This is a genomic window from Pseudomonas duriflava (genome assembly GCF_007830155.1).
Classification (GTDB): Bacteria; Pseudomonadota; Gammaproteobacteria; order Pseudomonadales; family Pseudomonadaceae; genus Chryseomonas; species Chryseomonas duriflava.
The window spans coordinates 102,992-117,017 of the sequence record NZ_VLKY01000006.1; the positions used below are offsets into that span (position 1 = coordinate 102,992).

General features: G+C 55.4%; 13 protein-coding genes. 12 read left to right on the forward strand and 1 reads right to left on the reverse strand.

Translation table 11 applies throughout. The features are described from left to right. The first annotated feature begins 42 nt into the window (after positions 1-42). The 7 genes from IQ22_RS10185 (at position 43) to IQ22_RS10215 (ending at position 7,797) form a co-directional block, all read left to right on the forward strand. On the forward strand, positions 43-651 hold the full coding sequence (locus IQ22_RS10185; RefSeq protein WP_145141366.1) for a YqiA/YcfP family alpha/beta fold hydrolase: 609 nt from the start codon (positions 43-45) through the stop codon (positions 649-651). 6 nt (positions 652-657) lie between these two features. Further along, complete coding sequence (parE, locus tag IQ22_RS10190; RefSeq protein WP_145141368.1) at positions 658-2,556, forward strand: DNA topoisomerase IV subunit B; 1,899 nt, start codon at positions 658-660, stop codon at positions 2,554-2,556. Next, entirely contained in the window at positions 2,553-3,539 is a 987-nt protein-coding gene (locus tag IQ22_RS10195) for an esterase-like activity of phytase family protein (RefSeq protein WP_145141370.1), read from the forward strand. The genes parE and IQ22_RS10195 overlap by 4 nt, the downstream gene beginning before the upstream one ends. Next, positions 3,536-4,063 carry a retropepsin-like aspartic protease family protein gene (locus tag IQ22_RS10200; RefSeq protein ID WP_145141372.1) on the forward strand — a complete coding sequence of 176 codons (528 nt, stop codon included), beginning with the start codon at positions 3,536-3,538 and terminating at the stop codon, positions 4,061-4,063. Before IQ22_RS10195 ends, IQ22_RS10200 begins: the two co-directional genes overlap by 4 nt. Before the next feature lie 5 nt (positions 4,064-4,068). Further along, complete coding sequence (parC, locus tag IQ22_RS10205; RefSeq protein ID WP_145141374.1) at positions 4,069-6,321, forward strand: DNA topoisomerase IV subunit A; 2,253 nt, start codon at positions 4,069-4,071, stop codon at positions 6,319-6,321. Positions 6,322-6,422: 101 nt separating this feature from the next. Next, positions 6,423-7,136, forward strand: a complete 714-nt coding sequence (locus IQ22_RS10210; RefSeq protein WP_145141376.1) for a PqiC family protein — start codon at positions 6,423-6,425, stop codon at positions 7,134-7,136. 82 nt (positions 7,137-7,218) lie between these two features. Beyond that, positions 7,219-7,797, forward strand: coding sequence for an LON peptidase substrate-binding domain-containing protein (locus IQ22_RS10215; RefSeq protein ID WP_145141378.1), 579 nt, complete (start codon positions 7,219-7,221; stop codon positions 7,795-7,797). Here the strand turns inward: IQ22_RS10215 and IQ22_RS10220 are convergent. Next, positions 7,781-9,118, reverse strand: coding sequence for a bifunctional DedA family/phosphatase PAP2 family protein (locus IQ22_RS10220; RefSeq protein ID WP_145141380.1), 1,338 nt, complete (start codon positions 9,116-9,118; stop codon positions 7,781-7,783). The genes IQ22_RS10215 and IQ22_RS10220 overlap by 17 nt on opposite strands. A gap of 242 nt (positions 9,119-9,360) precedes the next feature. On the opposite strand from IQ22_RS10220, the gene IQ22_RS10225 reads away from it, so the two are divergent. Genes IQ22_RS10225 through mrdA form a run of 5 tightly spaced genes read left to right on the forward strand, consistent with a single transcriptional unit; the run spans position 9,361 to position 14,018 of the window. Continuing rightward, positions 9,361-10,620, forward strand: a complete 1,260-nt coding sequence (locus IQ22_RS10225; protein WP_145141381.1) for a glutamate-5-semialdehyde dehydrogenase — start codon at positions 9,361-9,363, stop codon at positions 10,618-10,620. Continuing rightward, positions 10,620-11,264: a nicotinate-nucleotide adenylyltransferase gene (gene nadD / locus IQ22_RS10230; protein ID WP_145141384.1), complete on the forward strand. Its 645-nt coding sequence runs from the start codon at positions 10,620-10,622 to the stop codon at positions 11,262-11,264. The genes IQ22_RS10225 and nadD overlap by 1 nt, the downstream gene beginning before the upstream one ends. 22 nt (positions 11,265-11,286) lie before the next feature. Then, positions 11,287-11,637, forward strand: a complete 351-nt coding sequence (rsfS, locus tag IQ22_RS10235) for a ribosome silencing factor (protein WP_145141386.1) — start codon at positions 11,287-11,289, stop codon at positions 11,635-11,637. Between the two features lie 8 nt (positions 11,638-11,645). Next, on the forward strand, positions 11,646-12,113 hold the full coding sequence (gene rlmH, locus IQ22_RS10240) for a 23S rRNA (pseudouridine(1915)-N(3))-methyltransferase RlmH (protein WP_145141388.1): 468 nt from the start codon (positions 11,646-11,648) through the stop codon (positions 12,111-12,113). 15 nt (positions 12,114-12,128) lie between these two features. Next, positions 12,129-14,018: a penicillin-binding protein 2 gene (gene mrdA / locus IQ22_RS10245; RefSeq protein ID WP_145141390.1), complete on the forward strand. Its 1,890-nt coding sequence runs from the start codon at positions 12,129-12,131 to the stop codon at positions 14,016-14,018. Positions 14,019-14,026 lie beyond the last annotated feature (8 nt).

Genomic DNA, 14,026 nt, shown 5'->3' on the forward strand with positions numbered 1-14,026 from the left:
AAAGAGTAAGATATACTGGTTATTCATACAGTGGAGTGACCGGTGCCATCCATCCTGTATATTCATGGCTTCAACAGCTCGTCCGCTTCGCTCAAGGCGCGTCAGCTGGTGGAATACATGGGCAGGCTGGGCTTGCAGACGCAAATCCAGGCTCCTGACTTACATCATAATCCCCGCCAGGCCATGGTTCAGCTCGAGAATGCCATCGCAGCGTTAGGTCAGCCTTTGCTGGTAGGCAGCTCTCTGGGCGGCTACTATGCGACCGTACTGGCTGAGCGGTATGGTTTGAAAGCCATACTAATTAACCCAGCCGTGCGACCTTGGAATCTGATCGACGATCACCTGGGACCGCAGAAGAATTACTACAGCGGCGAAGAATGGGTTCTGACGGAGGAACACGTAGCGGCCCTGGCTTCGCTGGATGTTTCCGCACCCTGTGACCCGGCGCGCTACCAAGTCTGGCTACAAACAGCTGACGAAACGCTGGATTATCGTGAAGCAGAAGCCTTTTATCATGGCTGCGCCCTGCGAATCGAGGCGGGTGGCGATCATGGTTTTCAGCGGTTTGCCGAACATTTGCCATCCTTACTATCCTTTGCCGGTTTCCCATCTGCGCTCTGGCGCGATACCGATTTTTCAGACTTCAAATAGAGACTTATGGCCCAACAAAACGCCTACACCGCCGAAGCGATCGAAGTCCTTTCCGGTCTTGATCCGGTGCGCAAGCGCCCTGGGATGTACACTGATACTACGCGACCTAATCATCTGGCTCAGGAAGTTATCGACAATAGCGTCGACGAAGCCCTGGCAGGACATGCACGTAGCGTACAGGTCATCCTTCATGAGGATAATTCGCTCGAAGTCATCGACGACGGTCGTGGCATGCCGGTAGACATTCACCCGGAAGAAGGTGTGTCGGGCGTCGAATTGATTCTGACCAAACTACATGCGGGTGGTAAGTTCTCGAACAAGAACTATCAGTTCTCCGGTGGCCTGCATGGAGTTGGTATTTCCGTAGTGAATGCCTTGTCTACGCGTGTCGAAGTCAAGGTTAAACGCGACGGTAATGAATACGCCATGGCGTTCGCCGACGGCTTCAAAGCCAGCGAATTAGGTGTAGTGGGCAGCGTTGGCAAGCGTAACACCGGCACTAGCGTGCATTTCTGGCCGGACCCCAAATACTTTGATTCGCCCAAGTTTTCGGTCAGTCGCCTGAAGCATGTACTCAAAGCCAAGGCCGTACTCTGTCCGGGCCTTGCTGTAGCTTTTGAAGACAAGGCCAGCGGAGAGCGTCTGGAGTGGCATTACGAGGATGGGCTTCGCTCTTACCTTGTGGATGCCGTAGGCGATGCGCTCCGCCTGCCAGAAGCCCCCTTCTTTGGTAGTCTCGCTGGTGAAAAGGAAGGTGTAGACTGGGCGCTGCTATGGTTGCCGGAGGGCGGGGAGTCGGTTCAGGAAAGCTATGTCAACCTGATCCCGACGGCGCAAGGCGGGACCCATGTAAATGGTCTGCGCCAAGGCCTGCTCGATGCTATGCGTGAATTTTGCGAGTTTCGTAACTTGCTGCCGCGTGGCCTGAAGCTCGCACCGGAAGATGTGTGGGAGCGGATCGCTTTCGTTTTGTCCATGAAAATGCAGGAGCCGCAGTTCTCTGGGCAGACCAAGGAGCGGTTGTCGTCTCGCGAGGCTTCGGCTTTTGTGTCCGGCGTCGTCAAGGATGCGTTCAGTCTCTGGCTCAACGCCCATCCTGAGTTAGGGCTGCAACTGGCAGAGCTGGCGATTAACAATGCAGGGCGTCGCCTCAAGGCTGGCAAGAAGGTCGAGCGTAAAAAGATTACTCAGGGGCCGGCCTTGCCTGGCAAGCTGGCGGATTGCGCTGGCCAGGATCCGATGCGTTCTGAGCTGTTCCTCGTAGAGGGCGACTCGGCTGGCGGTAGCGCCAAACAGGCACGTAACAAGGAGTTCCAGGCCATCATGCCCTTACGGGGCAAGATTCTGAATACTTGGGAGGTCGACGGTGGCGAAGTCCTTGGTAGTCAAGAGGTTCACGACATCGCTGTTGCCATCGGTGTCGATCCCGGTGTGGCGGATTTGTCTCAGCTGCGCTATGGCAAGGTGTGTATTCTGGCCGATGCCGATTCCGATGGGCTGCACATCGCGACGCTATTGTGCGCCTTGTTCGTTCGCCATTTCCGCTCTTTGGTAGAGGCTGGTCATGTCTATGTAGCCATGCCACCGCTGTACCGTATCGACCTTGGCAAAGAAGTCTACTATGCCTTGGACGACGCCGAGCGGGACGGCATCCTGGATCGCCTGGCCGCCGAGAAAAAGCGTGGTAAGCCACAGGTGACGCGCTTCAAAGGGCTGGGCGAAATGAATCCTCTGCAGCTACGCGAGACCACCATGGATCCTAATACCCGGCGCCTGGTACAGCTGACTTTGGAAGACGCGCCAGGCACTGTCGAAATCATGGACATGCTTCTCGCCAAGAAACGTTCCGGTGACCGCAAGAGTTGGCTGGAAAGCAAGGGTAACCTGGCCGAGGTGCTCGTTTGAGGAAGTGGAAAGCCTGGCTTTTTCTATTGGCTTTTAATGCCACAGCAGTATCGGCACAAGCCATCGACGAGCTGAAACTGGTGGCTGAGTATCCTGTCGAGGGCATGCGCGGCGGTAACTTGTCAGGGCTGGCGGTGTGCCAGGGTAATTTCTGGGCAGTATCTGACCGGGATGATGATCGCTATTACCGATTGCATTCGGAAGGGCCAATCTGGAAGGCTGAGGCGCATGCTATTACGGCCTTGTCACCGCCTGAATCTCATTTGCCCTGGAATCAACGCGTGTTTGTTCGCATCGCCGAGGGGCGGCGTGGCGGTAGTCTGGATCTTGAAGGGATTACTTGTGACCGTGCCGGTAATCGTTACCTAGTCAGCGAAGGCTTTGCAGCCGTATTGCAAGATCCGGTGCAGGGAAAGCAATCTTGGATCAAGTGGCCGGATCAGTTAATGTCCGAAGCGAATCGCCGTGGCTTGTTGACTCAGTTCAATTCTCTCTATGAGGGTCTGACGGTTAGCCCCGATGGTCAGGAACTTTGGCTAGCTGCCGAACGGCAGCGCCGAGGTCTTCTGACGTTATTCAAGCAGGGCGACGGCTGGGTATGCCAAAAGCAGTGCGTTATCTTTGCGGAAGGTGGTACCAAGCCTATTCCGCCAGCGCTCGGCAAGCGTGGCCCGCTACCTGTCGACTTTTCCGATATCGCCTACTACCAGGGCAAGCTGTTTACCTTGGAGCGCGCAGCCCATCAGGTATGTCGACGTGACCCCAAAAGCGGGCGGTCCGAGCGCTGCTGGTCCTTTGCTGCGACGCTACTGGCACCCACGCGGCATTACAAGCAGAACTGGGGCTTGGCCGAAGCCTTGTGGATTGACGAGCGCGGCGCTTGGATTGGGCTTGATACCGGTGATCTGGCCCGTGCCGACGGCGATACCCGTTCGTATGTCTTGCATTACGCAACACCAACTGGCGGCTGGGTTTTACCGTGAGCGGAAAGGCAGCAGGGCAGCGGCTAGGCCGGGTCATGCTGATCCTAGCGTGGGGGCTGGGTCTCTGGCTGCTTACGCGTTGGTTTGGTGACTACGAGATGCATCGGCAGAATCCAAACCAGGCGCCAGTGTCCCGGCATGCCGAAGGCTATGTTGAAGTCAGCCTGCTCAGTAATAGCTCCGGCCATTTCGTGACCAGCGGCTCCCTCAATGGGGAAAGCGTAACCTTTATCGTTGATACCGGGGCTACGGATGTCGCACTGTCGGCTGAGCTGGCTGCCAAGCTGAAGTTGCCTAGGGGAGGAGCTGTCATCTTGAGTACGGCCAATGGCCGTGTACAAGGCTGGCGTACCCGGATCACGGAGCTGCGCCTAGGCGATATCGTACTAAATGATGTCCGCGCCCTGGTCGCGCCCAATATCGATGGAGAGCAGGTGCTGCTCGGCATGAGCGCCCTGCGCCAACTTGAATTCACCCAACGCGGCGGCACGTTGCTGCTGCGTCAGCATACGACCCAAGAGTGACCCGCATGAGCGAATCCCTCGATCTGAGCATGGACGGCGTTGAGCGCCGCTCCTTGGCCGATTTTACTGAACAGGCGTACCTGAACTACTCCATGTACGTCATCATGGACCGGGCCTTGCCACATATTGGTGACGGGCTAAAGCCTGTGCAGCGCCGCATCGTTTATGCAATGAGCGAGCTGGGCCTGGACGCTGATGCCAAGCACAAGAAGTCAGCCCGTACGGTGGGTGATGTGCTTGGTAAATACCATCCTCACGGCGATAGCGCTTGCTATGAGGCCATGGTGCTTATGGCGCAGCCGTTTTCCTATCGCTATCCCCTTGTGGATGGCCAGGGTAACTGGGGGGCACCGGACGATCCTAAGTCTTTTGCCGCAATGCGTTATACCGAGGCACGTCTGTCGCGCTACTCCGAGACACTTCTCTCAGAGCTGGGACAGGGTACAGCTGATTGGGTACCCAATTTCGACGGTACGATGAACGAGCCGGCTGTCTTGCCGGCCCGCTTGCCCAACCTGCTGCTCAACGGCACGACAGGCATTGCGGTAGGCATGGCCACGGACATTCCTCCACATAACCTGCGAGAGGTAGCTGCTGCCTGTGTGCACCTGCTGGACGAGCCACAGGCCAGCGTGGCGGTATTGGCGGAACATGTACCTGGCCCCGACTTTCCTACCGAAGCCGAGATCATTACCCCGCGTGCTGATCTTCTGAAGTTGTATGAAACCGGTCGCGGTTCTGTGCGCATGCGGGCTGTTTACCGTAAGGAGGAGGGCGAGGTTGTAATTACGGCTTTGCCGCATCAGGTATCGGGGTCCAAGGTGCTCGAGCAGATCGCCGGTCAGATGCAGGCCAAGAAGCTGCCCATGGTGGCGGATTTGCGTGATGAGTCTGATCATGAAAACCCGACCCGTATTGTTATCGTTCCGCGCTCCAATCGTGTTGATCTCGATGAGTTGATGCAGCACCTGTTTGCCACGACAGATCTCGAATCCAGTTATCGCGTCAACCTGAACGTCATTGGTCTGGATGGCAAACCCCAGGTCAAAAACCTACGCCAGTTGCTGGGTGAATGGCTGACCTACCGGATCGGTACGGTACGTCGACGCTTGCAGTTCCGCTTGGACAAGGTCGAACGTCGCCTGCATTTGCTGGAAGGCTTGATGATCGCCTTTCTTAATCTGGATGAAGTCATCCACATCATCCGTACAGAAGAGTTTCCCAAGCAAGTTCTCATGAAGCGCTTCGAGCTGAGTGAGACCCAGGCCGACTATATTCTCGACACCCGTCTGCGGCAGTTGGCCCGACTCGAGGAAATGAAAATTCGTGGTGAGCAGGACGAGCTCCTGAAAGAGCAGAAACGCTTGCTGGCATTGTTAGGAAGTGACAAAAAGCTGCGTAAGCTTGTTCGTGACGAACTGGTAAAGGATGCCGAAACCTACGGCGATAATCGTCGCTCGCCCATTGTCGAGCGAGCCGAAGCTCGGGCTTTGTCCGAGACAGAGCTGATGCCGACCGAGCCGGTTACTGTCGTATTGTCTGAGAAAGGATGGGTGCGTAGTGCTAAAGGGCACGATGTAGACGCTACAGGTTTGTCCTACAAGGCTGGTGATGGTTTCAAGGCTGCTGCGCTGGGGCGCTCCAATCAATTCGCTGTCTTTATCGACTCGACTGGGCGTAGTTATTCTCTCGCTGCGCATTCGTTGCCTTCAGCGCGTGGTCAAGGCGAACCCTTGACAGGACGTCTCATGCCTCCACCGGGAGCAAGCTTTGAAACAGTGCTCTTGCCTGAAGACGGTCAGTTATATGTTATGGCTTCTGATGCAGGGTATGGATTTGTCGTCAAAGGCGAAGATCTACAAGCGAAGAACAAGGCTGGCAAGGCATTAATCAGCCTGCCGAGCGGTGCTCGGATCATGGCGCCGCGGAGCGTGCGTAATATTCAAGAAGACTGGCTCGCTGCCGTTACTACGGAGGGACGGTTGCTAGTATTCAAGGCGGCCGACCTGCCGCAGCTTGCTAAGGGCAAGGGCAACAAGATTATCGGTATTCCAGGGGATCGCGTAGCCAGTCGAGAAGAGTATATGGTGGACTTTGCTGTTGTGCCCGCTGGAGCCGTACTGGTCCTGCGGGCTGGAAAGCGAACCCTCTCCCTCAAGGGGGATGATTTGGACCACTATAAAGGCGAGCGTGGCCGCCGTGGTAACAAATTGCCCCGTGGCTTCCAGCGAGTAGATGCTCTAGATATCGAAAATTAAAGGAGTGGCTGGCAGACGGGGCGAATTTCTAGGATGATTTCCCGTCTCCTTTCGTCTGAGGTGCTCGAGTCGCGTCGATGCGGTTCGATAATGGGTTTTCGATGAAGCGAACGTATAGGACTGCATTGGGGGCAGTCGCTCTTTCCATGGTGCTAAGTGGTTGTGCCAGCCTGTATCCAACACACTATTACCAGTTAGGCAGTGGCGCAGCGACTGCACCCACAGCCAAGGCAGGCATGGCAGTGCAGATCCGCTCGGTGGACATTGCCGACTACCTGAGTCGCTCTACGCTGATGCAGCGTCAAACGGATGGTAGCCTGTCGTCTAGTCATGCACGTTGGGCTGGCTCTTTCTCAAAGGACTTGCAGCAAGTATTGCTGCGTCAGCTGGCTTGGCGGCTTGATAGCAATCGCGTGATCATTGGCGATGCGCCAGAGGGATACAAGCCTGAAATCGTAGTGGATTTGGATATTTTGCGGCTGGATTCAGGGCCCGAGCAGCCGGCGATACTCGATGCACGCTGGCATTTACTTGACGGTGATGTACGGCTCAGCGGTAGTCGTCTGGTACATCTTCAACAGACGCACGATGGCAGCGAAGCCGATCAAGTCAAAGCTCAAAGCGTGCTCTTGCAACAGCTTGCCAAGCAAATGGCAATGGCAGTAAGTACTGCCCGGCAAGCAGCTCTAAAGGTAAAGAAAACGGCTGTACCTAAACCGATCAAGCCTCAGGTGACACAGGAGGCCGAGATACCTGTACAGGGCGTTCCTCAGGTCATGCCTATCCGCACCGGAGCCGAAGTGTATCGGTTCTAACAGCGTGTTTTTTCGCCTGCTATTGCACGTAGTGGGCGATAAGACGTCAATAACAGGGTACCGTTGATAGTCGAGGCGTTTTATGAACTTACCCTTGTTTCCTCTCTCGACGACGCTTTACCCGGGTTGTCCTCTGGATCTGCAATTATTCGAGCCCCGCTATCTGGACATGATCAGTCGCTGTCTGAAACAGGGCAGTGGGTTTGGGATAGTAACAATATTCGAGGGGCGAGAAGTGGGTGCCGCGCCTAGTCAGTTAGGTGAAATAGGCTGTGAAGCCATCATCAAGGACTGGCAGCAACGCTCTAATGGTTTGCTTGGGATACGTGTTGAAGGTGGACGGCGGTTTCGTATTCTCGATACGGACGTGCAGCGCGATCAACTTGTCATAGGTGAAATCGAGTGGTTGGAGGAACCGGGTGAGCGTCCCCTGACTGCACGTCATGACGACCTGGTCGCCTTGTTATCCGCCCTCGTGGATCATCCTATGGTTACTGCCCTGAATATGAAAGGTGATGCCAGCGGACAACAGGCCCTGGGATATCAATTGGCCTATTTGCTGCCATTCGAACCGGCTGAAAAAATAGAGCTGCTTTCCCTGAGTGACCCGGGAGAGCGGCTTGACCAATTGCATGCTTTGTTATCTACCCTGCAGGAATAAGTACGGCTGGCATATAACGCTCGATAGCGGCAGGCAAGGCCCAGCCAGCGGAAACGGCGAATACTGCAATCAGTAGCGGTAGCAAAATCCACCAGAAAGGCTGTGTGATGGGCGTCAAGCGTGCTTCACGTTGAACCAAGGCCAGGCTCAAGGCGCAGCATGCACCTGCCAGCAGGGCTCCCGCTAAAACATCGGTTGGCCAATGCACGCCCAGGTATACGCGTGTTGTTGCAATGATCAGGGCTGGTAGTGCCGCTATGATAAGCCAGGCCAGACGTACCCGTGGTGAGTGATGACGTGCAGCAAGAATGCCCAGGGTCAGAAAAAAAGCGAACGAGGCCGAGCTATGGCCGCTGGGTAGGCTATAGGTGGTTAGAGGCTCGGCCAGGATATCCGGACGTGCGCGGGCTAAGGTGTTTTTCAGCGTTCCGTTAGCAACAGCAGTGCCCAGCAAGGCTCCAATGGCGAGGCACATACCACGCCAGTGTCGGAAAAAAGCCAGTAACAGGATGAGCACCACGGCGACGATCAGTTGCGTTTTAAAATCGCCCATCCGGGTAATAGTAACGGCCAAGGCATTTAAATAAGGTTGACGATGTTCTTGGACAAGTGTCATGAGCCCTTCGTCAAAGGCGCGCAAATGACTCCAGCCTAGCAGTAGCGCCAGGAGTGCAACGCCAGTAAGGCCAGCGGAGATAAAAGTCGTTCGGCTGTGCCCATGTAGCGTGGCATGCATGATGACCAGAAGAAGCGCTGTAACGCTACCAGCGATAATAGCGGTTTGTGGCCAGAAGCCTGGGGGCAGTGGAAGCCGAAACGCAGCACCCGTCATCCAGCCTGGTAGGAGGTAGGCAACAGACCATCCCGCAGCGGCTACCAGACTCACCAGCGCAAAGCGGAGGAATGGCATGTCGAGCATTCCTGCCACCATGGGTAGCATGGGGCGCAAAGGGCCAATGAAGCGTCCTACTAACAGGCTAACCACGCCATTGCGTTGGAAAAAATTCTCTGCCGAGCCAATCCACTCCGGGTGGCTGCGCAGGACGGGCAGGGCGCGGATGTTCTGATGAAATGTTCGGCCCAGAAAATAGGAAATGGCATCGCCTAAAAGCCCGCCTAAAAAGCCGAGCAGCAGCGTTGCGCTCAGATCAAGCGCGCCCGTGCCGGCCAGTACGCCCATCCCGAACAGGATGAAGGTGCCGGGTACGAGCAGGCCGGCTAGAGCAAGGCACTCTAGACAGGCAGTTAGGAAAAGAGCGATTCCAAGCCATTGCGGATGGCTGCCAAGCCAGGCATTAAAGCTAGAAAAGAAATCGATCATGTCGCGCTAAAAAGCCAAACGGATAAGACTGCGTGTTCGACTGACTATGCCATTGACGGTTCAGTAGGTCAGCCAGTCGGGCTGTAAAAGATCGTGACAGATTCATGACGTCACTTCGAGAAAGAAATATGACAAACATCCATTGATCAGAAGGCCCTGGCGTTTGACAGATGAAAAGGATGCTGGGCGGCGTGCTCATACACCGCTATAATTGTTTACTTTTCAGCCAAATCCTATCCGCCATGACTGAGTCTGTGCTCGATTACATGATCCGTTTGGGCCGTGCGGCCCGCGAGGCGTCGCGTTTGCTGGCTAGGGCTTCGACGGCCCAAAAAAATCAGGCCCTGCTGGCTGCTGCCGTTGCGCTGGATCAGGCACGACCGTCACTTATCGAGGCAAACGAGCAGGATCTGGCTGCGGGACGTGCTGTAGGCCTTGAGCCTGCACTATTGGATCGGCTGGCACTAACGCCTGCACGTATCGATGGCATGATCGCCGGGCTCCGCCAGGTTGCAGCTTTGCCTGACCCGGTTGGTTCGATCCGTGATATGGGGTATCGCCCTTCCGGTATCCAGATTGGAAAGATGCGTGTACCGATAGGCGTCATTGGTATCATTTACGAGTCTCGGCCAAACGTCACGATCGACGCCGCCAGTCTTTGTCTGAAATCCGGTAACGCCACTATTCTGCGCGGCGGCTCTGAAGCGATTCACTCCAATCGTGCCATTGCCGTCTGCATTCAGAAAGGCTTGGCCGATGCTGGCCTGCCTGCGGCGGCGGTACAGGTGGTTGAGACGACTGATCGCGCTGCGGTTGGTGCCTTGATTACCTTGCCTGAATATGTGGATGTGATTGTGCCACGAGGCGGCAGGGGGCTGATCGAGCGAATCAGCCAGGATGCGCGTGTACCAGTCATCAAACACCTGGACGGTATATGCCATGTGTATGTGGATGAGCAGGCGAACCTGGAAAAGGCCTTGCGGATTGCTGTTAACGCAAAATGCTATCGCTACGGGATCTGTGGAGCTATGGAAACCCTACTAGTGCACGAGCAGGTCGCCGCTGATTTCCTGCCTGGGTTTGCCGCAGCGCTGGAAGAAAAAGGTGTCGAGATACGGGGATGTACTAAAACCCGTACTGTCATCAATGCGCAACCAGCCACCGAAGAAGACTGGAGTACCGAATACCTGGCTCCCATCCTGTCAATCAAGGTTGTACAGACACTGGACGACGCTGTGGCTCATATCAACCACTATGGTTCACACCATACAGATGCGATTGTCACTGAGCACTTGGGCCATTCGCAGCGTTTCCTGGCTGAAGTGGATTCCAGTTCGGTCATGGTAAATGCTCCTACATGCTTTGCTGATGGCTTCGAGTATGGGCTTGGAGCCGAAATCGGTATCTCTACCGACAAGCTACATGCCCGTGGGCCGGTCGGTCTGGAAGGACTTACCAGTGAAAAGTACATCGTAATCGGTGACGGTCAATTACGCTCCTGATGGTTAGACGTATCGGATTATTCGGTGGCACCTTTGATCCGATTCATATCGGGCATCTGCGTAGCGCGCTTGAAGTAGCCGAGTTGCTTGGCCTGGATGAATTGCGTCTGATTCCGGGTGCCCGTCCGCCGCACCGGGGGGAGCCTCAGGTTTCTGCCCGGCAGCGTTTGGCAATGGTCGAGCTAGCGGTTAAGGATGTTGAGTGCCTGAAGGTTGACGACATCGAGTTTCGCCGTGAGCGGCCGTCTTACACGATTGAAACGCTAGAGGCGCTAAGAGACGAATTAGGGCCTGACGTACAGCTGTTGTTGATGCTGGGATGGGATGCTTTTTGTGGCTTGCCTGGGTGGCATCGCTGGAAGGAGTTGCTAGAGCTATGCCACATCTTGGTATTGCAACGGCCGGATGCCGACAGCGAGCCGCCACAAGTGCTGTGCGATCTGATAGCCGCACGTACTCAGGCAGACCCGCATGATCTCGCGGGGCCGGCCGGGCAGATCACTTATATATGGCAGACACCGTTGGCGGTATCTGCTACTCAAATCCGAGGCCTTATTGCTGCTGGAAAATCCGTTCGCTTCTTGGTGCCGGATGCAGTGTTGGCCTATATCGAAAGGTACGGACTTTACCGTGCCACGACTTGAATACGAGGTTAGGTTTTAATTTATGCAAAGCGAACAATTGGTGCAGCTGGCGGTAGATGCCTTGGAAGACATGAAGGCCCAAGACATTACTACCCTTGATGTGCGGGACAAGACCAGCGTAACGGATGTCATGGTTATTGCCAGTGGCACGTCCAGTCGCCATGTGAAATCCTTGGCGGATAACGTATTGGAAAAAGTAAAGCGGAGCGGTGTGCAACCTCTGGGTAGCGAGGGGTTGGAAGCTGGCGAGTGGGCACTGCTCGACCTGGGCGATGTGGTCGTTCATGTCATGCTGCCAGCTACACGCGAATTTTATGATCTTGAGCGTCTCTGGCGAGGCGCCGAGCAAAGTCGTGCAGCTCATGGCGAATAAGTGATTTTGTGCGCCTGCGCCTGATTGCCGTCGGCTCACGCATGCCGCGTTGGGTCGAAGAGGGCTGGCAAGAATATGCCAAGCGTCTCCCGCCTGAGCTGCCGCTGGATCTGGTAGAAATTCCGCTTAATACGCGCGGCAAGAATGCCGACGTAACTAGGCTGATTCGCCTGGAAGGTGAAGCTATGTTGGCAAAGGTTCAGCCTGGAGAGCGTATAGTGACGCTGGAAGTTGGAGGCCGACCGTGGAGCACGGAGCAGCTGGCTGAAACACTTTCCCGCTGGCGACTCGATGCCCGTAATGTCAACCTTATGGTCGGCGGCCCGGAAGGGCTGGCGCCTGAGGTCATGGCGCGAAGTGAGCAGCGTTGGTCATTGTCACCATTGACCTTGCCTCACCCGCTCGTGCGCATATTGATCGGCGAGCAGATTTATCGCGCCTGGACCTTATTGGCTGGGCATCCTTACCACAAGTAATACCTTCTCTCGTCGATGCCGCAACCGATTCGTCTCAAGGATCATGAAAAAGACGCTCGCCAAGTTCGCTCGCGCGTAATTGTTGGCGTGGTGGCGATTGCGTTGCTGTCATGTGTATTGATTGCACGTATGTATTACTTGCAGGTCATGCAGTATGACTATCACTCAACGCTTTCGGAAAACAACCGCGTCCATGTCCAGCCAATTCCGCCTACGCGTGGACTGATCTATGACCGTAATGGCGTTATTCTCGCGGATAATCGGCCTAGCTTCAGCCTGACCGTTACGCGAGAGCGTGCTGGTAATTGGCAAAAGACGCTGGATGCCATTATGGAAATCCTGGAGCTGCCGCCCGAAGACCGGGATCTCTTTGAAAAACGTATGCGCCAGGGCCGGCGCCCGTTCGAACCGGTGCCCATCCTGTTCGAGCTGACAGAAGAACAGATAGCGCGTATCGCCGTAAATCAGTTCCGCCTTCCAGGCGTTGACGTAACCGCTCAACTGGTCCGGCATTATCCCCTAGGTGAGCATTTCGCCCATTCGGTCGGCTATGTCGGCCGTATTAATGAACAAGAGCTTAAAAAGCTTGATCCTGTTAACTATAGCGGAACACACCATATTGGTAAGACAGGCGTCGAACGCTTCTATGAAAATGAACTGCACGGCGAAGTAGGATACGAAGAGGTTGAGACAAATGCCCGCGGGCGTGTGCTGCGGGTACTCAATCGGACCGACCCTAAGCCAGGAAAGGACATTATTTTAACGCTGGATGCTAACTTGCAGGCTGCGGCGGAAAAGGCCCTAGGTGGCCGTCGTGGCGCTATTGTTGCTATTCAGCCAAGCACGGGCGACGTGCTGGCGATGGTAAGTCAGCCCAGCTACGATCCCAATCTTTTCGTAACCGGCATCAGTTTCAAGGACTACTCCTTACTGAGGGACTCCATTGACCGCCCCTTGTACAACCGGGTTCTGCGCGGTCTTTATCCGCCAGGCTCCACTATTAAGCCTGCGGTTGCTTTGGCAGGCCTTGATGCGGGTGTAATTACACCCAGTACACGTGTCTTTGACCCAGGTTTCTATCAACTACCCAATTACGACCACAAATACCGCAACTGGAATCATGGCGGTGACGGTTGGGTGGATATGGAAACCGCTATTATGCGATCCAACGACACCTACTTTTATGATCTGGCCCACAAGTTAGGTATCGACCGGCTACATGATTACATGTCTCGCTTCGGCATAGGCCAGAGGGTGGCACTGGATATGTTCGAAGAGGCGTCGGGGCTTATGCCGTCCCGTGAATGGAAACGCGCTACGCGTCGGCAGGTCTGGTATCCCGGCGAAACGCTTATTCTGGGAATTGGGCAAGGATATATGCAGACGACTCCGCTGCAATTGGCTCAGGTTACTGCCCTGATTGCTAATCGTGGTAAATGGATCCGTCCGCACCTGGCCAAGACGATTGAAGGTGTACCGCCCGTTGACTCTAATCCGATGCCTAACATTACCTTGAAGGATCCGGCCAACTGGGACCGAGTCACCCGGGGAATGGAAATGGTACTGCATGCCCCGCGCGGTACTGCACACAAAGTAGGGGCAACCATGGCCTATCATCTTGCAGGCAAGAGCGGTACTGCCCAGGTCGTGGCAATACGGCAGAACGAGCGCTATAACTCGGCTGCTTTGCGCGAGCGTCACCGGGACCATGCTTTGTTTGTCGGCTTCGCTCCTGCCGAGAATCCCCAAATTGCTATAGCCGTCATGGTGGAAAACGGAGAGTCGGGCAGCGGCGTGGCCGCTCCTGTTCTAAAGCAGGTAGCTGATGCCTGGCTATTGGATGACAAGGGACAGCTCAAGGCTGAGTATGCCAAGTCGGTGGTAGCCAAGGCGGACAGTCCATGAATTCTAAT